Source organism: Pseudomonas gingeri (genome assembly GCF_013386165.1).
GTDB classification, from domain to species: Bacteria; Pseudomonadota; Gammaproteobacteria; order Pseudomonadales; family Pseudomonadaceae; genus Aquipseudomonas; species Aquipseudomonas gingeri_C.
In genome coordinates this window covers 549,181-572,696 of the sequence record NZ_JACAOS010000001.1, presented here as the reverse complement: position 1 = coordinate 572,696, position 23,516 = coordinate 549,181, and the positions used below count along the sequence as shown (strand labels likewise).

At 60.0% G+C, this 23,516-nt stretch carries 29 protein-coding genes and 1 pseudogene; 11 read left to right on the top strand and 19 right to left on the bottom strand.

Translation table 11 applies throughout. From position 1 onward, the window contains the following. Positions 1 to 184: 184 nt before the first annotated feature. The 4 genes from HX866_RS02515 to HX866_RS02500 are packed head-to-tail and all read left to right on the top strand — an operon-like array spanning position 185 to position 2,697. Entirely contained in the window at positions 185 to 493 is a 309-nt protein-coding gene (locus tag HX866_RS02515) for a BufA1 family periplasmic bufferin-type metallophore (RefSeq protein WP_177137914.1), read from the top strand. Positions 494 to 539: 46 nt separating this feature from the next. After that, on the top strand, positions 540 to 1,424 hold the full coding sequence (gene bufB / locus HX866_RS02510; protein WP_177137912.1) for an MNIO family bufferin maturase: 885 nt from the start codon (positions 540 to 542) through the stop codon (positions 1,422 to 1,424). Continuing rightward, positions 1,421 to 2,197 (top strand): HvfC/BufC N-terminal domain-containing protein, encoded by a 777-nt coding sequence (locus tag HX866_RS02505; protein ID WP_177137910.1) that lies wholly within the window; start codon positions 1,421 to 1,423, stop codon positions 2,195 to 2,197. The genes bufB and HX866_RS02505 overlap by 4 nt, the downstream gene beginning before the upstream one ends. After that, positions 2,194 to 2,697, top strand: a complete 504-nt coding sequence (locus HX866_RS02500) for a DoxX family protein (protein ID WP_177137908.1) — start codon at positions 2,194 to 2,196, stop codon at positions 2,695 to 2,697. The genes HX866_RS02505 and HX866_RS02500 overlap by 4 nt, the downstream gene beginning before the upstream one ends. Here HX866_RS02500 and HX866_RS02495 read toward each other — a convergent pair. Next, entirely contained in the window at positions 2,688 to 3,602 is a 915-nt protein-coding gene (locus tag HX866_RS02495; protein WP_177124063.1) for a LysR family transcriptional regulator, read from the bottom strand. The two genes, HX866_RS02500 and HX866_RS02495, sit on opposite strands and share 10 nt — an antisense overlap. Before the next feature lie 104 nt (positions 3,603 to 3,706). On the opposite strand from HX866_RS02495, the gene HX866_RS02490 reads away from it, so the two are divergent. The 4 genes from HX866_RS02490 (at position 3,707) to tsaA (ending at position 7,506) form a co-directional block, all read left to right on the top strand. Then, complete coding sequence (locus HX866_RS02490) at positions 3,707 to 4,306, top strand: short chain dehydrogenase (RefSeq protein ID WP_177099687.1); 600 nt, start codon at positions 3,707 to 3,709, stop codon at positions 4,304 to 4,306. A gap of 97 nt (positions 4,307 to 4,403) precedes the next feature. Continuing rightward, a complete protein-coding gene (locus HX866_RS02485) occupies positions 4,404 to 5,078 on the top strand; it encodes a COG3650 family protein (RefSeq protein ID WP_177093360.1) in 675 nt (224 codons plus the stop codon). 108 nt (positions 5,079 to 5,186) lie between these two features. Beyond that, positions 5,187 to 6,800, top strand: a complete 1,614-nt coding sequence (locus tag HX866_RS02480) for an NAD(P)/FAD-dependent oxidoreductase (RefSeq protein WP_177092886.1) — start codon at positions 5,187 to 5,189, stop codon at positions 6,798 to 6,800. Positions 6,801 to 6,810: 10 nt separating this feature from the next. Then, the gene (gene tsaA / locus HX866_RS02475; RefSeq protein WP_177137906.1) at positions 6,811 to 7,506 is read left to right on the top strand and encodes a tRNA (N6-threonylcarbamoyladenosine(37)-N6)-methyltransferase TrmO; all 696 of its coding nucleotides are present in this window, start codon (positions 6,811 to 6,813) and stop codon (positions 7,504 to 7,506) included. 221 nt (positions 7,507 to 7,727) lie between these two features. Here the strand turns inward: tsaA and fpr are convergent, their stop codons facing one another. Continuing rightward, positions 7,728 to 8,507, bottom strand: a complete 780-nt coding sequence (gene fpr, locus HX866_RS02470) for a ferredoxin-NADP reductase (RefSeq protein WP_003443014.1) — start codon at positions 8,505 to 8,507, stop codon at positions 7,728 to 7,730. Between the two features lie 122 nt (positions 8,508 to 8,629). On the opposite strand from fpr, the gene HX866_RS02465 reads away from it, so the two are divergent. Further along, positions 8,630 to 9,556, top strand: a complete 927-nt coding sequence (locus HX866_RS02465; protein WP_177092888.1) for a LysR family transcriptional regulator — start codon at positions 8,630 to 8,632, stop codon at positions 9,554 to 9,556. 32 nt (positions 9,557 to 9,588) lie between these two features. On the opposite strand, the gene erdR is transcribed toward HX866_RS02465, so the two are convergent. Both erdR and HX866_RS02455 read right to left on the bottom strand, forming a co-directional pair. Next, a complete protein-coding gene (gene erdR / locus HX866_RS02460; RefSeq protein WP_177092889.1) occupies positions 9,589 to 10,239 on the bottom strand; it encodes a response regulator transcription factor ErdR in 651 nt (216 codons plus the stop codon). 53 nt (positions 10,240 to 10,292) lie between these two features. Beyond that, positions 10,293 to 11,003, bottom strand: a complete 711-nt coding sequence (locus HX866_RS02455) for a tRNA-uridine aminocarboxypropyltransferase (RefSeq protein ID WP_177092890.1) — start codon at positions 11,001 to 11,003, stop codon at positions 10,293 to 10,295. A 228-nt stretch (positions 11,004 to 11,231) separates the two neighbouring features. On the opposite strand from HX866_RS02455, the gene HX866_RS02450 reads away from it, so the two are divergent. Then, a complete protein-coding gene (locus HX866_RS02450) occupies positions 11,232 to 11,657 on the top strand; it encodes a PA3611 family quorum-sensing-regulated virulence factor (protein WP_177092891.1) in 426 nt (141 codons plus the stop codon). Between the two features lie 238 nt (positions 11,658 to 11,895). Beyond that, positions 11,896 to 13,008, top strand: coding sequence for an LOG family protein (locus tag HX866_RS02445; RefSeq protein ID WP_177137904.1), 1,113 nt, complete (start codon positions 11,896 to 11,898; stop codon positions 13,006 to 13,008). A gap of 101 nt (positions 13,009 to 13,109) precedes the next feature. Here the strand turns inward: HX866_RS02445 and recX are convergent, their stop codons facing one another. From recX to HX866_RS02365, 15 genes and pseudogenes are all read right to left on the bottom strand, one after another. Then, positions 13,110 to 13,577, bottom strand: coding sequence for a recombination regulator RecX (gene recX, locus HX866_RS02440; protein WP_177092893.1), 468 nt, complete (start codon positions 13,575 to 13,577; stop codon positions 13,110 to 13,112). An 8-nt stretch (positions 13,578 to 13,585) separates the two neighbouring features. Continuing rightward, a complete protein-coding gene (gene recA, locus HX866_RS02435) occupies positions 13,586 to 14,650 on the bottom strand; it encodes a recombinase RecA (RefSeq protein ID WP_177092894.1) in 1,065 nt (354 codons plus the stop codon). A gap of 83 nt (positions 14,651 to 14,733) precedes the next feature. Further along, on the bottom strand, positions 14,734 to 15,234 hold the full coding sequence (locus HX866_RS02430; protein WP_177092895.1) for a CinA family protein: 501 nt from the start codon (positions 15,232 to 15,234) through the stop codon (positions 14,734 to 14,736). A gap of 253 nt (positions 15,235 to 15,487) precedes the next feature. After that, positions 15,488 to 15,997 carry a DUF2514 family protein gene (locus tag HX866_RS02425; protein ID WP_177092896.1) on the bottom strand — a complete coding sequence of 170 codons (510 nt, stop codon included), beginning with the start codon at positions 15,995 to 15,997 and terminating at the stop codon, positions 15,488 to 15,490. After that, entirely contained in the window at positions 15,994 to 16,425 is a 432-nt protein-coding gene (locus HX866_RS02420) for a lysozyme (protein WP_177137902.1), read from the bottom strand. Before HX866_RS02420 ends, HX866_RS02425 begins: the two co-directional genes overlap by 4 nt. A gap of 91 nt (positions 16,426 to 16,516) precedes the next feature. Continuing rightward, positions 16,517 to 16,888 (bottom strand): tail fiber assembly protein, encoded by a 372-nt coding sequence (locus tag HX866_RS02415; RefSeq protein ID WP_177137900.1) that lies wholly within the window; start codon positions 16,886 to 16,888, stop codon positions 16,517 to 16,519. A 12-nt stretch (positions 16,889 to 16,900) separates the two neighbouring features. Beyond that, on the bottom strand, positions 16,901 to 18,205 hold the full coding sequence (locus tag HX866_RS34045) for a hypothetical protein (RefSeq protein WP_218179636.1): 1,305 nt from the start codon (positions 18,203 to 18,205) through the stop codon (positions 16,901 to 16,903). Between the two features lie 11 nt (positions 18,206 to 18,216). Further along, positions 18,217 to 18,615 (bottom strand): annotated as a pseudogene (locus tag HX866_RS02405) (phage tail protein); the annotation flags it as partial. A 6-nt stretch (positions 18,616 to 18,621) separates the two neighbouring features. Continuing rightward, positions 18,622 to 19,080 (bottom strand): DUF2514 family protein, encoded by a 459-nt coding sequence (locus HX866_RS34040; protein WP_218179613.1) that lies wholly within the window; start codon positions 19,078 to 19,080, stop codon positions 18,622 to 18,624. Between the two features lie 69 nt (positions 19,081 to 19,149). Further along, the gene (locus tag HX866_RS02390; protein WP_177092900.1) at positions 19,150 to 19,578 is read right to left on the bottom strand and encodes a tail fiber assembly protein; all 429 of its coding nucleotides are present in this window, start codon (positions 19,576 to 19,578) and stop codon (positions 19,150 to 19,152) included. Between the two features lie 13 nt (positions 19,579 to 19,591). After that, positions 19,592 to 20,962, bottom strand: coding sequence for a gp53-like domain-containing protein (locus HX866_RS02385; protein WP_177092901.1), 1,371 nt, complete (start codon positions 20,960 to 20,962; stop codon positions 19,592 to 19,594). An 11-nt stretch (positions 20,963 to 20,973) separates the two neighbouring features. Then, a complete protein-coding gene (locus HX866_RS02380) occupies positions 20,974 to 21,573 on the bottom strand; it encodes a YmfQ family protein (protein WP_177092902.1) in 600 nt (199 codons plus the stop codon). Beyond that, on the bottom strand, positions 21,561 to 22,601 hold the full coding sequence (locus HX866_RS02375) for a baseplate J/gp47 family protein (RefSeq protein ID WP_177092903.1): 1,041 nt from the start codon (positions 22,599 to 22,601) through the stop codon (positions 21,561 to 21,563). Before HX866_RS02375 ends, HX866_RS02380 begins: the two co-directional genes overlap by 13 nt. Continuing rightward, on the bottom strand, positions 22,591 to 22,989 hold the full coding sequence (locus HX866_RS02370) for a phage GP46 family protein (RefSeq protein ID WP_177092904.1): 399 nt from the start codon (positions 22,987 to 22,989) through the stop codon (positions 22,591 to 22,593). The genes HX866_RS02375 and HX866_RS02370 overlap by 11 nt, the downstream gene beginning before the upstream one ends. Then, on the bottom strand, positions 22,989 to 23,498 hold the full coding sequence (locus HX866_RS02365) for a phage baseplate assembly protein V (protein ID WP_177092905.1): 510 nt from the start codon (positions 23,496 to 23,498) through the stop codon (positions 22,989 to 22,991). Before HX866_RS02365 ends, HX866_RS02370 begins: the two co-directional genes overlap by 1 nt. Positions 23,499 to 23,516: the final 18 nt, after the last annotated feature.

Here is a 23,516-nt window from a genome sequence, read left to right as displayed (position 1 = left end):
TCGGGGCTTTTCTTTGGCTGTTGCAACGCCAGGAAAATCTTTTCCTGCCCGCCTGCAAAAATAATCGAATATTTTTTGCCGCGCGCTGTAACAAACCTGGCCCTCAGGGCTCAAGTAAGGCAAGAAAGCAACGAAACTCATCTAACCTCTGCTTTCATCATTGACGACATACCGGAGATTGACCATGAGCACTTCCACTACCCGCACCCTGTCCGCCGCCACCCTCGCCCTGGCCCTCGGCTCTGCCCTGAGCATGACCGCATTGCCGATGAGCGCCCACGCTGCCGATAGCATGGAAAAATGCTTCGGTGTGGCCCAGGCAGGCAAGAACGACTGCGCCGCAGGCGCCGGCACCACTTGCGCCGGTACTTCGACCAAAAACTTCCAGGCCAACTCCTGGAAATCCGTGCCAGCAGGCACTTGCGTGACCCTGGAAAGCCAGACCTCCCCGACCGGCAAAGGCCAGCTGGCAGCCTTCACCCCCAAGGCCTGATCAACCAGAGCCCTGCCACCCGCCAGCCTGAGCGCCGAAGATGCCCATGCCACTGCAATCCGCCCCTCTTCACCGCGCTCAGGCCCGCGGGGCCGAGCTCCCGCCCCGGGTCGGGCTGGGGCTCAAGACCGAACACTTTCAAGCGGTACTCGAAACGCGCCCGGACCTCGGTTTCTTCGAGGTCCACGCCGAAAACTACATGGTCGCCGGCGGCCCGTTTCATCATTACCTGGGTTTGATCCGCGAACAGTACCCGCTGTCGCTGCACGGGGTCGGCTTGTCCATCGGTGCCAAAGGCCCCCTGGACCACGAACACCTCAAGCGCCTCGCGATACTGATCGAGCGTTATCAACCCCAATCCTTTTCCGAACACCTGGCCTGGTCGAGCCATGGCCCGGTGTTTCTCAACGACTTGCTGCCCCTGGCCTATGACAGCGCCACCCTGCAACGGGTCTGCGAACATGTCGATCAGGTGCAAAGCACGTTGAAACGTCCGATGTTGCTGGAGAATCCGGCCACCTACCTGCAATTCCAGCGATCCACCCTGGATGAGGCGGAATTCATCAGCGAAATCATCCGCCGCACCGGTTGCGGGCTGCTACTGGACGTGAACAACGTCTATGTCTCCAGCATCAACCACCAGCGTGATGCGCTGGCCTACATCGAAGCCTTGCCGCTGCACGCCGTGGGCGAAATCCATCTGGCCGGTTTTGCCGAAGATGCCGACAACCTCGGTGACCGCCTGTTGATCGACGATCATGGCGCGCCTATCGATCAGGCGGTATGGGCGTTGTATCAACAGGTGCTGGCGAAAATCGGGCCGATGGCCACGCTGATCGAACGCGATAACCAGCTGCCAGCCTTTGCCGTACTCCTGGCCGAAGCCGGGAACGCCCAAGACCTCCTGGAACGAGCCGAGGTGCGCGCATGAGCGATCAAGCCCGCTTCAGCGCCGCTCTGCTCGACACCTCGCAAGCCTGCCCGCCCGGCCTGTGCAGCGCCAATGGTGCCGACCCGGCCAGCCGTTTCGCGGTGTATCGCAACAACGTCCAAAGCTCATTGATCAATGCCCTGGCGGACAGCTATCCGGTGGTCATGGCCTTGGTCGGAGAGGCGTTCTTCCGTTCCATGGCCGGTCTTTATGTCCAGCACTTCCCGCCGGTCAGCCCGATCCTCAATGATTACGGCCAGGACCTCGGCAGTTTCATCCAGGGCTTCGCTCCGGCGGCGAGCGTGCCTTACCTGGCCGACGTGGCGCGGCTCGAGCGCTTGCGGATCAACGCCTATCACGCCGCCGATGCGACGCCCCTGAGCCCGGAGCAGATCGGCGTTTACCTCGCCGACCCCGAGACCCTCAACCGCCTGCAGGTTCACCTGCACCCCAGTGTTGCCGTGCTGAATTCGCCCCATGCGGTCGTGTCGTTATGGGAGGCCCATCAAGGCGAAGGCCCTCTGGAACAGCTCGACCCGACCCAGGCTGAAGCCGCGCTGGTTCTACGCCGGCACTGGCAGGTCGAGGTGTTCAAGATCGATATCGGCACCCTGGTATTCGTCCAGAGCCTGCAAAACGGCTGTCCGCTGGAGCTGGCCCTTGCCTACGCTTATGACGCCAGCGCGGCATTCGATCCAAGCCATGCCCTTGCCCTGTTGATTCGCTACAGCGCCATCACCCACTTGCATCTAGAACAAAAGGCCCGCCCATGAACACTCATACTGAATCGCAGAACCCCATCGCGCGCCTGGTCGGGCGGATCATCCAGCTCTTCGAGATGATCCCCTACAGCCTGATTGCCTTTGTCGCACGCTTCTCCATCGCCGCCGTGTTCTGGAAATCCGGGCAGACCAAGGTCGAGGGCTTTGCCGTGGACCTGGTCTCCGGCACTTTCGATATCGGCCTGCCGCACCTGGCCGATTCCACCATCCCGCTGTTCGCCAGCGAGTACAAGGTGCCGCTGCTGTCGCCGGAAATCGCCGCTCATCTGTCGGCGTTTGGCGAACACTTTTTCCCGGTACTGATCCTGCTGGGTTTCGCCACGCGGTTCTCTGCGCTGGGGCTGTTCGGCATGACCTTGACCATCCAGCTGTTCGTCTACCCGGGCGCCTATCCGACCCATGGCACCTGGATGGCGATCCTGTTGCTGCTGATGGCCAAGGGGCCCGGCGTGCTTTCCATCGATCACCTGATCGCCAAGCGTTATCGCTGAAGCCGCGCCAGCGCCTCGCCGCTGCGCTTGAACCAACCGATCAGATAATCCGCCAGTACCTGGGTGCGCCGAGGCAGGCCACCCTGGTAAGGGTGCACCAGGTACAGCGGCATATCGCGGGTGCGATAGTCCCGCAACAGCCAGCGCAGACGTCCATCGGCCAGCTCCGCGGGCAGGACGTAGGACGGCAGGCGGGCGATACCGGCCCCCACCAACGCGGCTTTCTTCAGCAGGTTGTAGTGATTGCTGGCAAACGGGCCACTGACCCGCACTCGTAGCAGTTCATGCTGGTGATGGTATTGCCACTCCTCGCGACCGCTGTAGTGACTGTTGAGCAGGCACCGGTGATTCGCCAGTTCCTGGGGTGTCTGCGGCTCACCATAACGCTCCAGATAGGCCGGGCTGGCGCAGGTCAGTTCGGTCATCACCAGCAACGGCCGAGCCACCAGGCGTTCGTCGTTGCCAACTTCGGTGCGAATGGCCAGGTCGAAACCTTCCCGTGCCAGATCGCGGAAACCGTTGTTCAGGTCCAGCTCGATCTGGACATCGGGATAATCCCGGGAAAACTCCAGCAGCAGCCCGTCAAAGAAGGTTTCCCCCAGGGATACCGGCACCGTCATGCGCACGGGACCGGCGATATCGTCCTTGAGCCGGGCCAGGGCCTGATGCGCCCGCTCCACTTGCACCACCAGCGCCTGGGCCTGGGGCAACAAGGCCGCACCGGCAGCGGTGAGGCTCAGACGCCGTGTCGTGCGGTGCAGCAAGACCACGGCAAACTGCGCCTCCAACTGGCTGATACGCTTGGACAACTGCCCTTTGCTGCAGCCCAGTTGCTGGGCGGCCAGGGTAAAACTGCCGGCCTCGACGAGCACGGCAAAGGCTGCCAGATCATCCATCTCGCTCATGGATTGTTTCCAAAAGAAAACCAAAGGTTGCCTATTAGTGCGCTTATCAATGGAAAAATCCACTCTAGACTGAAAGCTCAATCACCCACTGGAGGAACCCCACGATGAAAATCCTATTGATTGGCGCCCACGGCACCATCGGCTCGGCCGTGGCAGAGGAACTGGGCCAGCGTCACGAGATCATCAAGATCGGCCGTAGCAGTGGTGACCTGCATGTGGACATCAGCGACAGCGCGTCGATTCGCAAACTGTTCGAGCAGACCGGCAAGTTCGATGCGCTGATCTGCGCCGCCGGTAACGTGAATTTCGTCCCGCTGGCCGACATGAGTGAAAAAGACTTCAGCCTCGGCCTGCAAGACAAGCTGATGGGCCAGGTCAACCTGGTGTTGATCGGACGGGAATATGCCAACGACGGCGCCTCGTTCACCCTGACCAGCGGTATTCTGAACCGCGACCCTATCCGCACCGGCGCCTCGGCCGCCCTGGTCAACGGCGCCATCGACGGCTTCGTCAAGGCGGCCGCCATCGAACTGCCGCGCGGTCTGCGGGTGAACTCCATCAGCCCGAACGTGCTGGTGGAAGCCATGGGCAGCTACGCGCCGTACTTCCGTGGATTCAAGCCGGTACCGGCGGCTGACGTGGCTTTGGCCTACGCCAAGAGCGTGGAAGGCCTGCAGACCGGGCAGACCTATCTGGTTGGTTGAAGGCAAGTGGCTCCTGCAAAGGAGCCACGTTGGCCTGAAAGCTTGTGCAGCTCTCCCGGCCTGAGTAACGTGGCGACACTTGCCAGGAGACCCCATGATGCGCGCCGCCCGTTCCTTGATGATTTTTGCCCTGCCGCTGTTCGCCGCCGGCTGCCAGATGCTGGCGCCAGCCGCCACCTCGACCTCCACGGCGGGCCTGAGCCGGATGCAAGGCGAGCTCAGCAGCGTCAATGGCAAGCTGATGTTCCAGCCCTGCCAGGAACAGCGTCACTTTGTCGTCAGCGACAGCGGCAACACCAGCGTCCTGCAACAGGCCGCGAGCCTGTCCGGCCCCTCGGGCAAACTGTTCGCCGATCTGCGCGGCAAGTTTTCCAACGGCGCGACCGACGGCAGTGACGGCCAACTGAACCTGCAGCAGTACTATCGCCTGGAACGCGGCACCGCCAGTTGCGACGATCCCAACTTCAAATTCCAGACCGTGATTGCCAGCGGCCACAGCCCGGAGTGGAGCCTGAAGGTCGGCGGCAACGGCATGATCCTCGAACGCGAAAACCAGCCGGCCCTGGCCCTGCCCTACCTGGAAGAACAACTGGGTGACGGGCGCTTCAGCTTGAGCAGCGAAGCCAACTCCCAGCGCATTGAGCTGTGGGTCGCGCCGCAATCCTGCGTCGACAGCAGCACCGGCAGCGTGCGCCACCTGAGCGCCGAACTGCGGGTCAACGGCCAGGTCCAGCGCGGCTGCGGCTATTTCGGCGGCGCCCGTAACGACTGATTCGACGAGCTGCTGTTTTAGCCTCACGGAATCTGGCCGTTGGGGCTTATAATCACCAGTTTGATATAAAGCCGGCGCGCCCGCGTGGCCCGCACACTGGACCCTGTCATGTTACGAATCACCGAACTCAAGCTGCCGATCGACCATCCCGACGAAGACCTGCGCCCGGCCATCGTCCAGCGCCTGGGCATCGCCAGCGATGACCTGCTCGACTTCACCTTGTTCAAACGCAGCTACGACGCCCGCAAGAAGTCCTCCGAGCTCTGCTTCATCTACACCATCGACCTGTCGGCCCGTGGTGAAGACGCCCTGCTGAAAAAATTCGCCGAGGACCGCAACGTCAATCCGGCCCCGGACGTCAGCTACAAGGTGGTCGGCCAGGCTCCGGCGGATCTGACGGAACGTCCGCTGGTCGTCGGCTTCGGCCCCTGCGGGATCTTCGCCGGCTTGCTGCTGGCGCAGATGGGCTTCAAACCGATCGTCCTCGAGCGCGGCAAGGAAGTGCGCGAACGCACCAAGGACACCTGGGGCCTGTGGCGCAAAAGCGTGCTCAACCCCGAATCCAACGTGCAGTTCGGCGAAGGCGGTGCCGGGACCTTCTCCGACGGCAAGCTCTACAGCCAGATCAAGGACCCGAACCACCACGGCCGCAAGGTCCTGCACGAATTCGTCAAGGCCGGCGCGCCGGAAGAAATCCTCTACGTCAGCAAACCGCATATCGGCACCTTCCGCCTCACCGGCGTGGTGGAGAACATGCGCCAGCAGATCGAAGCCCTGGGCGGCGAAGTACGCTTCCAGCAGCGGGTCACCGATGTGCTGATCGACGACGGCCAACTGACCGGCGTGCAGCTCGACAGCGGCGAGCAGATCAACTCGCGGCACGTGATCATGGCCCTGGGTCATAGCGCCCGGGACACCTTCCGCATGCTCCACGGCCGTGGCGTGTACATGGAAGCCAAGCCGTTCTCGGTGGGTTTCCGTATCGAGCACCCGCAATCGCTGATCGACCGCGCACGCCTGGGCAAGTACGCCGGGCACCCGAAACTGGGCGCGGCCGATTACAAGCTGGTGCACCACGCCAAGAACGGCCGCTCGGTCTACAGCTTCTGCATGTGCCCGGGCGGCACCGTGGTGGCGGCGACCTCCGAGCCGAACCGGGTGGTCACCAACGGCATGAGCCAGTACTCGCGCAACGAGCGTAACGCCAACTCCGGGATCGTCGTCGGCATTACCCCGGAAGTGGATTATCCGGGCGGTCCGCTGGCCGGCATCGAGTTGCAAGAGCGCCTGGAGTCCCACGCCTTCATCCTCGGTGGCAGTAACTACGAAGCCCCGGCGCAACTGGTCGGTGACTTTATTGCCGGCAAACCTTCAACCGCCCTGGGCAGCGTGGAACCGTCCTATAAACCGGGTGTGGCCCTGGGCGACCTGGCCCTGGCGCTACCGGACTTCGCCATCGAAGCCATCCGTGAAGCCTTGCCGGCCTTCGAGCGGCAGATCAAGGGTTACTCCCTGCATGACGCGGTGCTGACCGGGATTGAAACCCGCACCTCTTCGCCCCTGCGCATGACCCGTAACGAGTCGATGCAAAGCCTGAACGTCAAGGGCCTGTTCCCGGCGGGTGAAGGCGCCGGTTATGCCGGCGGGATCCTCTCGGCCGGTGTCGACGGTATCCGCATTGCCGAGGCCGTGGCCCGGGACATGCTGGGGATCGAGGCCTGAGGGCCGGACCATGAGCTATAACGTCTCCCCCGTCGGTTTCGTGCGCTCCTGCTTCAAGGAGAAGTTCGCCATCCCGCGCCAGCCACAGCTGGCACCGGCGGCGCGTGGCGTGCTGGAGCTGGTCGCGCCGTTCGACCAGGGCGAGGCGGTGCAAGGGCTGGAGCAGGTCAGTCATGTCTGGCTGCTGTTCCTGTTCCATCAGGCGCTGGAGGACAAGCCACGGCTGAAGGTTCGCCCGCCACGTCTGGGGGGCAACCAGTCCATGGGGGTTTTCGCGACCCGGGCGACTCACCGGCCGAACGGTATCGGCCAGTCGGTGGTCAAGCTGGACAAGGTCGAAGCCCAGCGCCTGTGGATATCCGGCATCGACCTGCTGGATGGCACGCCGATTCTCGATATCAAGCCGTACGTGCCCTACGCGGACAACATCCCCGGTGCCGTCAATGGCATCGCCAGCGCCGCGCCAATGCTGATTCCCGTGCACTGGAGCGACAACGCGCTGCAACAGGCCCATGGCCACGCACAGCGCCTGGATGAACCCCTGGTGGAGCTGATCGAGCAATGCCTGGCCCAGGACCCGCGTCCGGCGTACCAGACGCCGACTCCCGAACGGGAATACGGCGCGCAGTTCTGGGACCTGGATGTGCGCTGGCATTACCCCGAAGCCGGGATGATCCGCGTGCTCGAAGTGATCCCCGTCCGATAGAAACGTCAGAAACAAAAAAGCCCGCATTGCCTTTCCAGGCAATGCGGGCTTTTTCATTTGGCACGAATATTTCTCTATGGAAGCAACTGTCTTGACGCTACTTCCCAGTGCCCCACGGTCTTGTGGGAGCCGGCTTGCTGGCGATTGCATCGATGCGCTGCTCTGCCAGACCGCGTCGCCCGGATCGCCAGCAAGCCGGCTCCTACAAGCAGGCCTTCGGCCTATTTTTCGACGAACGCACGCTCGATCAGGTAGTCACCCGGCTCACGCATACGCGGCGAGACTTTCAGGCCGAAGCTGTTGAGCACTTCGCTGGTTTCATCCAGCATGCTCGGGCTGCCGCACAACATGGCGCGGTCGTCCTGCGGATTGATTGGCGGCAGGCCGATATCGCTGAACAGCTTGCCGCTGCGCATCAGATCGGTCAGGCGGCCTTCGTTCTCGAACGGCTCGCGGGTCACGGTCGGGTAGTAGATCAGCTTGTCACGCAGGGCTTCACCGAAGAACTCGTTCTGCGGCAGGTGCTCGGTGATGAATTCGCGGTAGGCCACTTCGTTGACGTAACGCACGCCGTGGCACAGGATCACCTTCTCGAAACGCTCGTAGGTTTCCGGGTCCTGGATCACGCTCATGAACGGTGCGAGGCCGGTACCGGTGCTGAGCAGGTACAGGTGCTTGCCCGGCTTGAGGTCGTCAAGCACCAGCGTACCCGTAGGTTTCTTGCTGATGATGATCTCGTCGCCCTCCTTCAAGTGCTGCAACTGGGAGGTCAGCGGACCGTCCGGCACCTTGATGCTGAAGAACTCGAGATGCTCTTCCCAGTTCGGGCTGGCGATGGAATAAGCACGCATCAGTGGTCGGCCATTGGGCTGCTGCAGGCCGATCATCACGAACTGACCGTTTTCAAAGCGCAGACCCGGGTCGCGGGTGCACTTGAAGCTGAACAGAGTGTCGTTCCAGTGGTGAACACTGAGGACACGCTCGTGATTCATGTTGCTCATTGAGATAGGGCTCCTGGGAATATGGCCTGCGCCGTCAATAAGCGCTATTGCATAGCATTCTAATGGCAGCGACAATATCTGTTAAATGAATTATCAAGATAAGGGTTATCGGTTATATAGATATGCGATTTACTCTCCGTCAACTTCAGGTCTTCGTCGCCGTCGCCCAGCAGGAAAGCGTGTCCCGCGCTGCCGGGCTGCTAGCCTTGTCGCAATCCGCCGCGAGCACCTCGATCACCGAGCTGGAACGCCAGTCGAGCTGTCAGTTGTTCGACCGCGCCGGCAAGCGCCTGAGCCTCAACGCCCTGGGCAAACAGTTGTTGCCCCAGGCCGTGGCGTTGCTGGACCAGGCCAAGGAAATCGAGGACCTGCTCAATGGCAAGTCCGGTTTCGGCTCCCTGGCGGTGGGCGCCACCCTGACCATCGGCAACTACCTGGCGACCCTGTTGATCGGCAGCTTCATGCAGTTGCACCCGGAAAGCCAGGTCAAGCTCCATGTGCAGAACACGGCCAATATTGTGCAGCAGGTGGCGCACTACGAAATTGACCTGGGTCTGATCGAAGGCGATTGCAGCCACCCGGACATCGAAGTGCAAACCTGGGTCGAGGATGAACTGGTGGTGTTCTGCGCGCCCCGGCACCCGCTGGCACTACGCGGTCAAGCGAGCCTGGAAGAGCTGACCCGCGAAGCCTGGATCCTCCGCGAACAGGGTTCCGGTACCCGCCTGACCTTCGATCAGGCCATGCGTCATCATCGCAGCGCGCTGAATATCCGCCTGGAGCTGGAACACACCGAAGCGATCAAACGTGCGGTGGAGTCGGGGCTGGGGATTGGCTGCATTTCGCGCCTGGCCCTGCGCGATGCGTTCCGCCGTGGCAGCCTGGTGCCGGTGGAAACCCCGGACCTGGACCTGTCGCGCCAGTTCTATTTCATCTGGCACAAACAGAAATACCAGACCTCCGCCATGCGCGAATTCCTCGAACTGTGCCGCTCCTTCACCGCCGGGGTTCAGCGCAGCGACGAGATCGTCTTGCCGACCATTGCCTGACGCCGGCTGCGTTTAGACGAATAAAAGCGCAATTACTGGCTCGAAATTGACTCAAGTTGCTGTAGCAGCAACGCCGCCTGGGTCCGGGTGCGCACACCCAGCTTGCGAAAAATCGCCGTGACGTGGGCCTTGATGGTCGCCTCGGAAACGCTCAACTCGTAGGCAATCTGTTTATTCAACAAACCTTCGCAGACCATGGTCAACACCCGGAACTGCTGGGGCGTCAAACTGGCGAGGCCGGCGCTGGCAGCCTTGGCCTCGGCGGACACGCTGACCGCTTCGAACGCCTGGGGCGGCCACCAGACATCGCCATCGAGGACACTGCGCACGGCTTGCTGAATCACTTCCAGGGAACTGGATTTGGGAATGAAGCCACTGGCGCCAAATTCACGGGAGCGCACCATCACCGAGGCCTCTTCCTGGGCCGAGACCATCACCACCGGAATCTGCGGGTATTGTCCGCGCAGCAACACCAGGCCGGAGAAACCGTAGGCGCCGGGCATGTTCAGGTCCAGCAGGACCAGGTCCCAGTCGGCTTTCTCGGTGAGGCGGGTTTCCAGCTCGGCAATGCTGGCCACTTCCACCAGTCGTACGTCGGGCCCCAGGCCCAGGGTCAACGCCTGATGCAGGGCGCTACGAAAAAGAGGATGGTCATCGGCAATCAGGATTTCGTACGTGGTCATTTTTTCAATGATCCTGTTTTATGCGTCAGGCTCGACGCTGTGCGCCCAATAGATTACAGGAAAGTCTTCAGATGCTCGTGGGCTTGATCTTCAGTGTTGATCGGCAACTGGAACTTGGCACCCAGGTAATGCGCGGTAAACACGTCCAGTAACGCATCCAGCCCCTGGGCGGCACGGGTGTCCCCGGCCAGCTCCAGGCACAAGGCCGCGACTTCCGCGGTGCAGAAATGATCATCGCGTTTGGAGCGACGCAGCTTGTAGCGCGACAGCTGTTCGGATTCCAGGCTCAACACCGGGAAGCGCTCCAGATAAGGGCTCTTGCGAAACATCTTGCGCGCTTCAGTCCAGGTGGCGTCCAGCAGGATGAACAGCGGGCGTTTGCCTGGCACCGGCAGCACCTGCGTCACCACCCGCTCCGGCGCCACGAACTCCCCCGGGAAGACGATAAACGGCTGCCACTGCGGGTCGTCCAGCAGGGCCAGCAACTGCGGATCGACTTCAGTCCGAGACCAGCTGAACGCGCTGGTATCGGCGATCACATCGGCGATCAGCCAACCGGTATTGCTCGGTTTCATCGGCTCGACATCATGCATCAACAGGCACATGGCCGAATTCGAGGTTACTTTGGGGCGCCAGGCGCACAGGCAATACTGTGGAATCACACGGCAACCCGGGCAACGCTCGGCCCGCGAACCGCGAGCAAGGAAAGGCGTTTTTGCACGGGCCAGACGCTCGGCACGCAAGCGGGATACGGCGTGGCTCATCGCGAAGAACACTGAGTGGAGAAAGAGCTGAACACGAACAATACGACTCGCAAGGGCAAAAGTGCGCGGAGTCTACCAGAGAGCCCGGCAGCGTTTGAGCGCTCATCCGTCGACATTTCCGTCAGTCTCGCCCTAGTAGGGCCTACAACCGCCCTCTATACTTCGCGGCCACTGAACGCATGACCCGGCAAGGGGTCGAAGCACCAGTTACCGAATCAGGAGAGTTGCATGCTGCGCCTTATCGTACCGTCCCTGGCCCTTTTGCTGGCCCTGCCCTTCAGTGCCCAGGCGGCGTCGCTGAAGGATTTCGAAGTGAACAAAATGCTCAAGGACGTGGCCGAGCAGAGTAACGAAGGCCTGCCCCGTGAAATCGACGAGAACATCCTCGATGTCGGCTACACCGTTGAAGGCAGCGAACTGATCGATCACCTGAGCGTCCAGGCCGATTACGCGCAAAATATGCGCGACAACGCCAAGGCGGTTTACCTGCAACTGGGCGCCAGCGTCTGCCGTAACGCCAACTACCGCAAGTTGATGGCCAAGGGCGCGGTCATGCGCTACGAGTTCACCGAGAACAAGACCAACCGCCCCGTGGCCTCTGCCCGTTTCGTCGAAAGCGACTGCCCGAAGGAAGCCCCGGCGAAGAAAAAGTAACCTCGCTCGCGTCGCGCGCCGCTCTTCAGCATCGGCGCGCCATTCCCTTCCTCGCCCGCGCAGTGCACCTGACGGGCTGCTAAAGTCCTTTGCAAAGGGGCAATAAGCGATTGCCAGCCATGACTTTATGGGCTCATCATCAAATCGACATGGCACCTATGCGACACATGCAGTGACGCGGCCTTGGCGAACGTTTCTTTCGGCCACGCCAAGGGCTCCGTGCAGAAGGAGACGTTGAATGCCTTACGAACCGAATGACCAGTTATCCCGCCATTTCCAGAGCAACGGTATCGACCTGACCCGGGTCGAAGAACAACTCAATCAGGTTGCTCCCGACAGTCCGAATCTTGCGCTTTACCGAGACATGATGCTGACCGTCCTGCGCATGGCCCAGGACGACCGCAACCGCTGGAATGCCAAGATCGTCCTGCAAACCCTGCGTGAGCTGGAGAATGCCTTTCGCGTGCTGGACCAGTTCAAGGGACGGCGCAAGGTCACCGTGTTCGGCTCGGCGCGAACGCCCACCGAACACCCGCTTTATGCCCAGGCCCGCGCACTGGGCACGGCCCTGGCACGTTCCAACCTGATGGTCATCACCGGCGGCGGTGGCGGCATCATGGCAGCAGCCCACGAAGGGGCCGGCCTGGAACACAGCCTCGGTTTCAACATCACCCTGCCCTTCGAACAACATGCCAATTCAACCGTGGATGGCACGCAGAACCTGCTGTCCTTCCACTTCTTCTTTACCCGCAAGTTGTTCTTCGTCAAGGAAGCCGATGCGCTGGTGCTCTGCCCCGGCGGTTTTGGCACCCTCGATGAAGCGCTGGAAGTGCTGACCCTGATCCAGACCGGCAAAAGCCCGCTGGTCCCGGTGATCTTGCTGGATGCCCCAGGGGGCAGCTTCTGGCAGGGTGCGCTGGACTTTATCCGCAACCAGTTGGAAGCCAATCATTACATCCTGCCCAATGACATGAGGCTGATGCGCCTGGTCTACAGTGCCGATGAGGCCGTGGAAGAGATCAAGCAGTTCTACAGCAACTTCCACTCCAGCCGTTGGTTGAAGAAGCAGTTTGTGATTCGTATGAATCATCCGCTCAGCGAGCGGGCGATGACGCAGATGCAGGACGAGTTTGCCGACCTGTGCCTAAGTGGGCACTTTTATCAGGGTAGCGGTGATCAGGAATACGAAGAGCCACAGTTCAGTCATTTGACGCGCTTGTCGTTCGCCTTCACAGCCCGAGATCAGGGCCGCCTGCGAGCGCTGGTGGACTTTATCAACCGGACGGAAAACTGGAGCAAGGCCAAGGCGCCGGCACAAGAGCGCACGCGCGAGCCGATCAAGGCGACGTAAGGAATCCCGTAAAGAGCAGCGGATGGCCGCCTACGGCGGATCGCGAGCAAGCTTGCTCCTACATAAGGATCGCAGTCTGAACGGTATTCAACTGCCGCCTGTCAGTCATCCAGCCCACGGCCGCTGAACAGGCGGCCGATCATTTCCATGGAATAACCCCGATAACTCAGGAAGCGTCCCTGTTGGGCACGCTCACGTGCATCAACAGGCAGATGCCCGGCGAATTTTCGGCGCCAGGTGTCTTGCAACTGGGCCTGCCAGTCGAAACCGCTTTCACGCAGGGCCAGCTCGATGTCGGCACGCTGCAGACCGCGTTGGCTCAGCTCTTCGCGAATACGCAAAGGGCCGTAGCCGGAACGGGCGCGGTAGGACACGAAGCTTTCGAGGTAACGAGATTCGGACAGCAGCCCCTCTTCCGTCAAGCGGTCGAGTTCTGTGTCGATCATTTCAGGCGGGGCGCCGCGCTGACGCAGTTTACGCGTCAGCTCGACTCGACCGTGCTCGCGTCGCGCGAGCAGGTCCATGGCAGTGCGCCGCACGGCGACCGGGGTATCCAGTACGGCGCTCATTGCTTTACTCAGAGGTCAGCGTCAGCCAGGTCATCTTCGGTTTCGACGACAGCCGCCGTGCCGGAGTTAGCCTTGGTATCCCCGCCTGGAGTCAGCAGCTTGTCACGCAGTTGCTTCTCGAGGGTCGCGGCGATTTCCGGGTTGTCCGCCAGGAACTTGGCCGAGTTGGCCTTGCCTTGACCGATCTTGCTGCCGTTGTAGCTGTACCAGGCACCGGATTTCTCGACGAAGCCGTGCAGCACGCCCAGGTCGATCATCTCACCATTGAGGTAGATGCCCTTGCCGTAAAGAATCTGGAACTCGGCCTGACGGAACGGCGAAGCCACCTTGTTCTTCACAACCTTGACGCGGGTTTCGCTGCCGACCACTTCGTCGCCTTCCTTCACCGCGCCGGTACGACGGATGTCCAGACGCACCGAGGCGTAGAACTTCAGCGCGTTACCACCGGTGGTGGTTTCCGGGCTGCCGAACATCACGCCGATCTTCATTCGGATCTGGTTGATGAAGATCACCAGGCAGTTGGCGTTCTTGATGTTACCGGTGATTTTACGCAGTGCCTGGGACATCAGACGAGCTTGCAGGCCGACGTGCATGTCGCCCATTTCGCCTTCGATTTCCGCTTTTGGCACCAGGGCCGCCACGGAGTCGACGATGATCACGTCAACCGCGTTGGAACGCACCAGCATGTCGGTGATTTCCAAGGCTTGTTCGCCGGTGTCCGGCTGGGACACCAGCAGGTCGTCGACGTTGACGCCCAGCTTGCCGGCGTACTCTGGGTCCAGGGCGTGTTCGGCGTCGACGAAGGCGCAGGTCGCACCGGCTTTCTGGGCCTGGGCGATGACGGAAAGCGTCAGGGTAGTCTTACCCGAGGATTCCGGACCGTAGATCTCGACGATACGGCCTTTCGGCAGGCCGCCGATGCCCAACGCGATGTCCAGCCCCAGGGAACCGGTGGAAATAGCCGGGATCGCCTGACGGTCATGATCGCCCATACGCATCACGGCACCCTTGCCGAATTGACGTTCGATCTGACCCAAGGCCGCAGCCAAGGCTTTCTTCTTGTTGTCGTCCATTAAAGTCCTCACGTAATCAATAAGGCCTGGCGGCCAAAACCTGTATAAGTAGCCAGTATTATTCCACAGCGTTGACGGATCGCCTACCCCTGATTTGCGATTTCTGCATCCGCCCGTCGTAACAGGCCTTCCAGCGCAGCCAGAACCGTTTGTCGACGGACGGCATCGCGGTCACCGGGGAAGTGCCGGCGCTCGCTGCTGACTTCGTCGCCGATGCCCCAGGCCAGCCACACCGTGCCCACCGGTTTCTCGACGGAACCGCCGTCCGGCCCGGCCACGCCGCTGACCGCCACGGCGAAATGCGCCGAGCTGTTGGCCTGGGCGCCGCGCGCCATGGCCTCGACCACTTCGAGGCTGACAGCGCCGACCTGGCCGAACAAAGCCTCGGGCACATTCAACTGCCGGGTTTTCTGCTGGTTGGAATAGGTGACATAACCGGCTTCGAACCAGGCCGAACTGCCGGGAATCCGGGTGATGGCCTCGGCGATGCCGCCACCGGTACAGGACTCGGCGGTGGTGACCTGGGCTTTCAGCGTCTGCAAGCGTTTGCCGAGTTCAACGGCAAGCCGGGTGATTTCGTCCACGTTCCTCTCCACTTGATACGGCCAGTCCCCCGCATCCCTTGTAGGAGCGAGCTTGCTCGCGATAAATAGCCGGGACACCGCAGGGCGTCAGATACCCCGCGTTATCGTTGACGACCATCGCTCCTACAAGGGGGCGGTGTCGCCGATGCTTGAGTCAAGGGAACACCCTACACGAGCGGATCGGGCTTTCAAGCCAACAGTTGCATCAGGATGTCAGCGCAACAGGCTGTAACAGCCATCGACGCACCTTCGCTTATCGCGCCTTCAACGCATCAAACTGGGCTTCGCAAGCGAGCCCTTTCACTCGGGCAGTATCAGCGACCGCTGCCAGCTCTCGATTTCGCTGGACAGATTGGTCGAGCACGACGGCGAGCAGATTGCCGGGGTTGGTGACTGTCGGGCCGCCGGTGCAAGTTCCGGAATGGCCGCTGCCGCTACTGGCGGCGTGTAGGAGGACTTGCACCCGGTTGCGCAGCCCGTCAGCAGCAGCACCGGCGCCAGCAGCATCAGTACGGGCCTGTTCCAGTCTTTGAGTCGCATCGCGCTGCACCTGCTCGGCTTGTTGTTGCCGTTGTTGTTCCAGGACCCGGGCTTGCGCTTCGGCATCGGCCCTGGTCTGTTGATCATCGGCATCGCGCTTGTTCCAGCGCGCCTGCCACTGTGAATTGGCCAGTGTCTCGCCATGGTGATAGGCCCCGAACAGCACCGCCCCCAGCACTAGCAGGGCAACCAGGTACGGCGCGAGCCGACCCAGTAGACTCACGATGCCCCCAAAAACATCTGCTGCTCAGCGGCCCGGCGAGCAGTGAGCCCGGCCAATACCTGGCCACCGGCCTTGTTCCAACGCGGGAACTGGGCGGCGGCACCGGCGTAGTCGCCGGCGTTGAGCAACTTCAACAGCGTCGAAGAACCGAGGTTCGCGGCGCCCAGGTTGTAGATAAAACTCATCAGGGCATCCCACTGGCCCTGGTTGAGCGGCACCTTTACCAAACTGCTGAGTTCGGGCTCGAATCGAGCGATATCATCCTGCAACAGCTGCTCGGCCTGGCCAGCGGTGATGGTCATGCCGGCCGACACTTTCCGAGTGGCGCCGTAGCCGATGGTCCACACCCCGACCGAATCCTGGTAGGCATTCAGACGAAGACCTTCGAAAGACTTGATCAGATTCACGCCATTTTGTGATGTGCGCATGGCTCAAACTCCAGAAATGAAAACGCCGGCACAAGGCCGGCGTTTAGGAGGCGAAAAAAAACCGCTCTAGGCGGTATTGGGAAAATTGCTGTTAGGCCGGTTGGGTGGGCCAATTGATGGTTGCAGGGAACCCAGCCTGGTCGGACACACGGTTGACAGCCAAGTAGTAGCGTTTCCAGAGCGGCAAGCTGGCACTTTCCGCATCGGTCGCTTCACCCAGATCGACTGCATATTGCAAGGGTGCAATGTGCAGCGCAGCGGACACCAACAATGCAGAACGCTGGGCATTCGCTTCCTGCAAAACCACCTCAGGCGTACGCAATGCGGCTTCTTGTGCTGCACGCGCCTCTGCCAAACCTTTCTCGTCGAGCAACTCAAGCCCAGGACTGATATACGAGTCTTGCGAGCCGTCAGACTCAAAGGCAAAAATCTCACCCGTTGCACGATTAATATAATATTTCATTTTTTCATCACCTTAACGAAGTTCAAACCAAGTAGCAATAGACCCAGTACTAACGCTAGCAGAGTAACTAGAAAGAGGCGGAACAATTACAGAAACACACCCCACCTGGCTGTAAGCAGGCCCTCCTGAATTACTTAACGCCATTGCAACGCCATTGACCAACATAGCAAAATTCTGGTAAGGATTCCCCGAAACACTGACCGTAACCATAATTGGATTACCACTTAAATTTACATAAGTTGCGCCAGCCACTCGACTAGCCGCGACATTCTGCCATGTTTGTGAGCGCCCAATACTAGGTAGATCAATAACAAACCAATTCCCATTAGCGCTGACCAATGTCACTGAAGCACCAGTCGGAACAGAAAGCGTTGTCCCAAGGTACGGGGTTAAAACAGTATCTGATCCGGCACAGGTCAAAGTCATCGTTGCATTACCATAGTTCCAAAACCTGATCACACTCTTCACAGGCATAGTAGAACTCAGTGGCAAACTCACGCCAATTACTGATGTAGTGCTAGTACCAACAATCAACGCCCCTGCATGTGCGGCAGTAAGCGTTGCATTCGCGGTGAGAGCGACAATACTGCTAAACTGAAGTCCAACCCCTTGAACAAATGCGGTGGTCGCCAGTCTACTTGAGTTGTCGAATTGTGGGGGAGTTGCACCAAGTGCACTTGGCAATTGATCGAGCAGAACGATATCAGTACCATCATACACAGCATCCGTTAGCTGGCTTTGGATAACCGCCGCAACTTTGTTGCCACTGGTATCGTATTGCATGATGCTCTTCGCGCCGAGGCCCGAGATGTTCATCTTGTCAGAGCCGGCGCCGCTCGAATGAAATTTCACCTGAAACCGCTGATTCACCGTATATGCAGTGATCGCAGGCACAGGAGCCAACGTGAACTGGGGAGCAGTGCCAGCCGTTGTGAAAGCAACCAGCGCCTGGCCCTGTACTACGCCAGCCATCTTTTTAGGCGTGACGATAGTTGTATCATCAACACCCGAGTTGGTCTGAACCTGCGTGGCAACTTTCGCCACACCTGAAGCGTTTTCAGTCGCTTGGGCTACTGCTTTTGAAACCGCTTGAGAGGCTCGCAGATCAGCGATGCTAACAATAGCATCTGTCAGCTGGGTATTATTACTTTCAGCCGGAACAGCATTGGTTGAACGAATAACCGACAAAATTTCGTCAGTCACTGCATTCCCCCAACTGGAGGGAATCAACGACCCCGGTGTTCCATTTACCGGGCTCTCATCAACAAACTTCCCATTCACCAGCCCAACGCTGGGCACGCTTTTTGGGTAATCCACGTTTTTATCCTCTAATCATAATTGATGTGCACGAGCGTATGCGCCGGTGCAGTGCGATGTATCAGGCATTCCAGGGCGCTGCCAGGATTGACCCCAAAGCGCTCGCCCCAGTAGCTCGCGCCAAAACGCCGACCCAAAAGCAATCGGCTACCGGTATTGAGCGTCCACATGAACTGTGCCTGCCAAGAGCCGAAGCACGCTTTGCCAAACCGAGACCAGCCCATGCGCAAGGCTTGCAGTTCAGTGACGCCGGCATTCAGATAGCTTTGGCTACGGGCGATATCGATGAAATGACCGATGCTCTCGTCACCCTCCGCCAGTAATCGCCGACGCACCGCTACACAGCGATCGTCGAACCAGGGCGTCGGTCCCAAGCACGGATCGGGCAAGTCCATCACCTGCTCCCGATCCTTCGCTTATTGTGCCTTCAACGCATCAAACTGGACTTCGCAGGCGAGCACCTTCACTCGGGCAGTATCAGCGACCGCTGCCAGCTCTCGATTTCGCTGGACAGATTGGTCGAGCACAACGACGAGTAGATTGCCGGGATTGGTGACTGTCGGGCCGCCGGTGCAAGTTCCGGAATGGCCGCTGCCGCTACTGGCGGTGCGTAGGAGGACTTGCACTCGGCTGCACAGCCCGTCAGCAGCACCGGCGCCAGCACTAGCAGGGCAACCAGGTCCGGCATGAACCGACCCGGTAGACTCACGATGCCCCAAAAACATCTGCTGCTCAGCGGCACGGCGGGCAGTGAGCCTGACCAATACCTGGCCACCGGCCTTGCTCCAACGCGGGAACTGGGCTGCGGCACCGACATAGTCGCCGGCATTGAGCAACTTCAACAACGTCGAAGAACCGAGGTTCGCCGCGCCCAAGTTGTAGATAATGAAAACGCCGGGGTCAGGAGGCGTAAAAAACCGCTCAATGCGGCATGGGGAAGGCTATCAGACCGGCGGCGTGGGCCAGCCGATCGTCGCGGGGTATCCCGGCTGCTCGGATACACGGTTGATGGCCACCCGGTACTGTTTCCAGAGCTTCAGGTTTGCCGTATCGGCGTCAGTCGCAATATCAAGGTCCACAGCATCTTGCAGCGGGGCAATTGCCACCGTCGCTGCGGAAATGTACTGATTCATCAAAGCAACTGCTCGACTAGTCAGCTCTTCAACCGAAGGTGCAGGGATATCAACCCATGCGGGGCGCCCTCCAGCGTCAGCGCCTAAAAGTTTGCCGTCAGGGGCTTGCACACACCAGAATTCAGACACTTCGGCTTCAGACATTTCAATCGCATCGACCGGCCATGTGCCAGCCGCAACATAAATATCCTTCTCATCTGCCGGATAAAACCCGGCCGTAAACGCGCTAAACATCAGCATTTATCTACCCCTATTAGTAACCGATCGCGAGTATTTGAATATATGCACCGCCGGTATTGCACAACACCTGTACCGATGTGCCCGTTGGTGTAGTAGGGTAAGCAATAATACTCCCTGACAAACTACCGTTGGTAGGACTGATCAAAATCGTAGTGCTTCCCGCAGAGCTGGGAAACGCTTTAGGAAACGTGAATGTATAAAATGTATTTGCCGACGTACACAACAACAGACCTTTTTGAATTATGTAGCCACCGGGCAGCGTTTGATAGCCATTCCACGCTTTAAGCTGCGAAGCCGTAAAGTAATTCGACATCTGTGCAATTGCCGCATTGTAAGTAGTGTCCGCAGAAACAATCCACCCTGACACCCCATCAGAAACAAATACCGCCGAATCACCACTACGCATGACCAATGGATTAGTGGCATCTGCTGCTAGCAACCCAGATATCGTATTAGCACCTTGGGAAGAAATCGTATTTGCAGACACCGATGTATTTGATGCTCGAACGGTTATCGCTGCACCTGAGGGCACCGTCGAAGCCAAAGGTAAGACCAAGATTCCGCCACCGGATCCGGTTACGTTCACAAGAGAGCCCGCGTCCGCCGCCGTAAGCGTGACGGTAGTAGCTGACAATACAATACTGCGGATGGTACTAAACTGAACCCCAACACGATTAACAAACGCAGCTGTCGCAAGATTTGCGGAGTTATCAAACTGCGCTGAAGTTATGCCAGTCAAGTTTGGTAACGCATCAAGAACCACAAAATCAGTGCCATCGTAAACGACGTCAGAAACCTGACCAGACACAATAATTGCCGCGACCTTCCCCCCGAAAGAATTATATTGCTTTAGGTTCTTTACGCCCAACCCAGATATATTAAGTGTTGGTGCTGCACCACCAGCCGCGTTGAAACTTACCTGAAACCGCTGATTCACCGTATATGCACTGGCCGCTGGCACAGGAGCCAGAGCGAACTGGGGCGCAGCGCCAGTAGTTGTGAAAGCAACCAACGCCTGGCCCTGCACTGCGCCAGCCATCTTTTTAGGCGTGACAATAGTCGTATCATCAACCCCCAAGTTGGTCTGAACCTGCGTGGCGATTTTCGCCACACCTGAAGCGTTTTCAGTCGATTGGGATACTGCTTTTGAAACCGCTTGAGAGGCTCGCAAATCAGCGATACTGACGATGGCATCTGTCAGCTGCGCATTATTACTTTCTGTCGGAACAGCATTGGTTGAACGAATGACCGACAAGATTTCGTCAGTCACCGCATTCCCCCAACTGGAAGGAATCAATGACCCCGGTGTTCCATTCACCGGGCTCTCATCAACAAACTTTCCATTCACCAGCCCAACGCTGGGCACGCTTTTTGGATAATCCACGTCTCTACCCTCTAGTCATAATTGATATGCACCAGCGTATGAGCCGGGGCACTGCGATGTATCAGACATTCCAAGGCGCTACCGGGGTTGGCACCAAAACGCTCGCCCCAGTAACTCGCGCCGAAACGCCGGCCCAGCAGCAATCGGCCACCGGTATTGAGTGTCCACATGAACTGCGCCTGCCAGGTGCCGAAGCGCGCCTTGCCGAACCGAGCCCGCCCCATGCGCGGGGTCTGTAGCTCGGTAACACTGGCATTCGGATACCCCTGGCTGCGGGCGATATCGATGAAGTAACCGATGCTCTGGTCACCCACCGCCAGCAATCGCCGACGCACCGCCACCCGACGGTCGTCGAACAAGGGCGTCGGCCCCAGGCACGGATCGGGCAGGTTCATAACCCGCTCCCAATCCGGCACCAGCTCACTGACCGTCACCGGGTCAACTTCGTTGATCAGGTCCACGGCCCGGGCATCAACCCGTGCCAGCTCCTGGGCAATCCCCAGCAGCACCTGCTGGATCTCCGGCACCTGCTCCGGGTCCCAGGCGGGACCGGCCGGCATCAAACTGCGCAGTTGCTCCTGGTATTGCTCAGCCGTTCTTACTGCAGCCATACACACCCCCCGAAGGTCAGCAACTGATTGGTGGCGGCTGGCACATCGGCGGATGGAGAGACCAGCAGGTGATCCTGCTCGCCGCTGGCACTGCTGATGGACTCGGCGATATGAGTCAGCAGCAAGGTTTCACCCAGGCCGCCCTCACGATCATGCAGGTCCTGCAACTCGGCCACGACGGCGGCGCGGATGGCGGTGGTATCCGGGATCAGGCGCAAGGTGTAGGTCACCGGGACCAGCACCGGCGCCAATACATGCAACTCGGCGGTCACCGGGCGCAGCGGGTCGATATAGGCCTGGACCAATGCCAGTTGATCGTCATCCGGCAACGGCACAGGATCATCGTCACGCATCACGAACAAGCCGACGGTGCCCGGCCCCAGGTAGCTGCCGCGACACCAGGCCCGGGTAATCCCCGGGCATTCCAGTGCCCAGGTTTCGTAGTCAGCCGCCGAACCGCCGTTGGGAATAATGCGATAGGAACTGATCACCCGAGCCCGCAACGATTCGGTACTTTCCGCCGCGACACCACCGCTCAAGCCCGGATCCAGCACCGTGAAGGTATTGCCGATACCTTGCACCGGCTGCACCGGAAACAGCGTCAGGCCGGTATCACCATTGCCCAGGCTGCCGGCATCCAGCGCCTGGATCTGCGCGGTATTGGTCCCACCGCTGGTGGTGCCGCCAACCGTCACGGTGTAACTGCGTCCGTCACTGGTCTGCAGCAAGGTCCCGGCATCAAGCACTGCCCCTGCCGCAGCGGTAAAGCTGACACTGCCGATAGCCGCTTGCGCCGCCTTGCGGGGTTGACGCAAACGCAATGTGGCAATACGTTCCAGGGTGGTGTCATCGGCGGTGTCGGGCAGGATCTGATCGGCGATCCAGTCGAGGTAGCCGTAGAGGCCGAAGGCCGCGCCACTCAGGGTGCGGGCCAGGACCTGTGCATCGGACTGGCGCAGCGAATCGCCGGCCAGGTCGCCTTGGGTGCGATTGATCAACACCGGTAGCGAAGGGGTTTCAAACGGCATAAGTCACCTGCCAACTATGGTTCGGGTTGATGTCCAGGCGCTCGCCGCTGGCCAGGGTCAGAACCGTACGCAGGTTCAGTCGCTGGGCGTCGAGCCGTTCGGTTTGAATGTCGATGGCGCTGCAATGGCCGTCGTCGAGCAGCCATTGCAAGGCTTCCCGGGCATAGAATTCGGCGTCGAGCTGGGTCTGCGCGGTGAGCTTGACCCGCCGCAACAGCCACAGCCGCGAGCCGATACGGTCATCGGTCACCGAGGGAAAACTGTCACCCCACCAACCGAAACGCTCGTCGTCATCGATCGGGTCATCGGTGTTGGCGCGGCGCCAGCTAAACAGGCTGATCAGCACTGAACGGGTCAGCGCCGTCTTGAGGTCGTTGGAAACGAACATCAGGCACCTCCCGTCGGCGCGCCGGTCTGGCCGTTACCCGGCTGGATGCCGCCGTGCACATGCTTCATCTGGCTGATGCCACCAGCGATCTGGTCACCCTGGGAGACGATCTTGCCGGTCTGGGTCAGGCTCGGGCTGTCGATGTTCACCGCAGTAGTGGCACGGATATTCAGGGTGCCGGTTTCGATATCAATGATCCGGCCGCGCTGAAAGTGGATCTTGTCGCCTTCATCGGTGTAGAGGGCGATTTCGCCGGGGGCGAGGTTCTGCAGGCGGTAGCGGCGGTCGGCGACCACCAGGACGATCGCGTGGGAACGGTCGCCGCCGAGAAAGGTGGCGATGCCTTCAGCGCCGGCCAGCGGGTTGCTGGTGAAGCCGTAGGGTTCGAAGTGCTCCATGTCGTCGTTCACTTCACCGGCGGTCAGGCGCATTTGCAGCGATTGCAGTTTGTTGGCCGAGTTGGCGAGCACGACAGTGCCGCGCGCCAGTAGGCGTGTCAGTAGGCTCATGGTGTGTTCCTTGGGCGA

Bases quoted from the DNA above. Each gene is read 5' to 3' on its own strand.
- recX (WP_177092893.1), bottom strand. From the start codon at position 13,577: ATGAGCGCCGTACTGGATACCCCGGTCGCCGTGCGGCGCACTGCCATG.
- erdR (WP_177092889.1), bottom strand. From the start codon at position 10,239: ATGACCACGTACGAAATCCTGATTGCCGATGACCATCCTCTTTTTCGT.
- HX866_RS02485 (WP_177093360.1), top strand. From the start codon at position 4,404: ATGCGCGCCGCCCGTTCCTTGATGATTTTTGCCCTGCCGCTGTTCGCC.
- HX866_RS02375 (WP_177092903.1), bottom strand. From the start codon at position 22,601: ATGCCGTTTGAAACCCCTTCGCTACCGGTGTTGATCAATCGCACCCAA.
- HX866_RS02455 (WP_177092890.1), bottom strand. From the start codon at position 11,003: ATGAGCCACGCCGTATCCCGCTTGCGTGCCGAGCGTCTGGCCCGTGCA.
- HX866_RS02365 (WP_177092905.1), bottom strand. From the start codon at position 23,498: ATGAGCCTACTGACACGCCTACTGGCGCGCGGCACTGTCGTGCTCGCC.
- HX866_RS02445 (WP_177137904.1), top strand. From the start codon at position 11,896: ATGCCTTACGAACCGAATGACCAGTTATCCCGCCATTTCCAGAGCAAC.
- HX866_RS02390 (WP_177092900.1), bottom strand. From the start codon at position 19,578: ATGCTGATGTTTAGCGCGTTTACGGCCGGGTTTTATCCGGCAGATGAG.
- bufB (WP_177137912.1), top strand. From the start codon at position 540: ATGCCACTGCAATCCGCCCCTCTTCACCGCGCTCAGGCCCGCGGGGCC.
- HX866_RS02415 (WP_177137900.1), bottom strand. From the start codon at position 16,888: ATGAAATATTATATTAATCGTGCAACGGGTGAGATTTTTGCCTTTGAG.
- HX866_RS02515 (WP_177137914.1), top strand. From the start codon at position 185: ATGAGCACTTCCACTACCCGCACCCTGTCCGCCGCCACCCTCGCCCTG.
- fpr (WP_003443014.1), bottom strand. From the start codon at position 8,507: ATGAGCAACATGAATCACGAGCGTGTCCTCAGTGTTCACCACTGGAAC.
- HX866_RS02420 (WP_177137902.1), bottom strand. From the start codon at position 16,425: ATGCGCACATCACAAAATGGCGTGAATCTGATCAAGTCTTTCGAAGGT.
- tsaA (WP_177137906.1), top strand. From the start codon at position 6,811: ATGAGCTATAACGTCTCCCCCGTCGGTTTCGTGCGCTCCTGCTTCAAG.
- HX866_RS02505 (WP_177137910.1), top strand. From the start codon at position 1,421: ATGAGCGATCAAGCCCGCTTCAGCGCCGCTCTGCTCGACACCTCGCAA.
- HX866_RS02495 (WP_177124063.1), bottom strand. From the start codon at position 3,602: ATGAGCGAGATGGATGATCTGGCAGCCTTTGCCGTGCTCGTCGAGGCC.
- HX866_RS02465 (WP_177092888.1), top strand. From the start codon at position 8,630: ATGCGATTTACTCTCCGTCAACTTCAGGTCTTCGTCGCCGTCGCCCAG.
- HX866_RS02450 (WP_177092891.1), top strand. From the start codon at position 11,232: ATGCTGCGCCTTATCGTACCGTCCCTGGCCCTTTTGCTGGCCCTGCCC.
- HX866_RS02480 (WP_177092886.1), top strand. From the start codon at position 5,187: ATGTTACGAATCACCGAACTCAAGCTGCCGATCGACCATCCCGACGAA.
- HX866_RS02370 (WP_177092904.1), bottom strand. From the start codon at position 22,989: ATGTTCGTTTCCAACGACCTCAAGACGGCGCTGACCCGTTCAGTGCTG.
- recA (WP_177092894.1), bottom strand. From the start codon at position 14,650: ATGGACGACAACAAGAAGAAAGCCTTGGCTGCGGCCTTGGGTCAGATC.
- HX866_RS02500 (WP_177137908.1), top strand. From the start codon at position 2,194: ATGAACACTCATACTGAATCGCAGAACCCCATCGCGCGCCTGGTCGGG.
- HX866_RS02490 (WP_177099687.1), top strand. From the start codon at position 3,707: ATGAAAATCCTATTGATTGGCGCCCACGGCACCATCGGCTCGGCCGTG.
- HX866_RS02380 (WP_177092902.1), bottom strand. From the start codon at position 21,573: ATGGCTGCAGTAAGAACGGCTGAGCAATACCAGGAGCAACTGCGCAGT.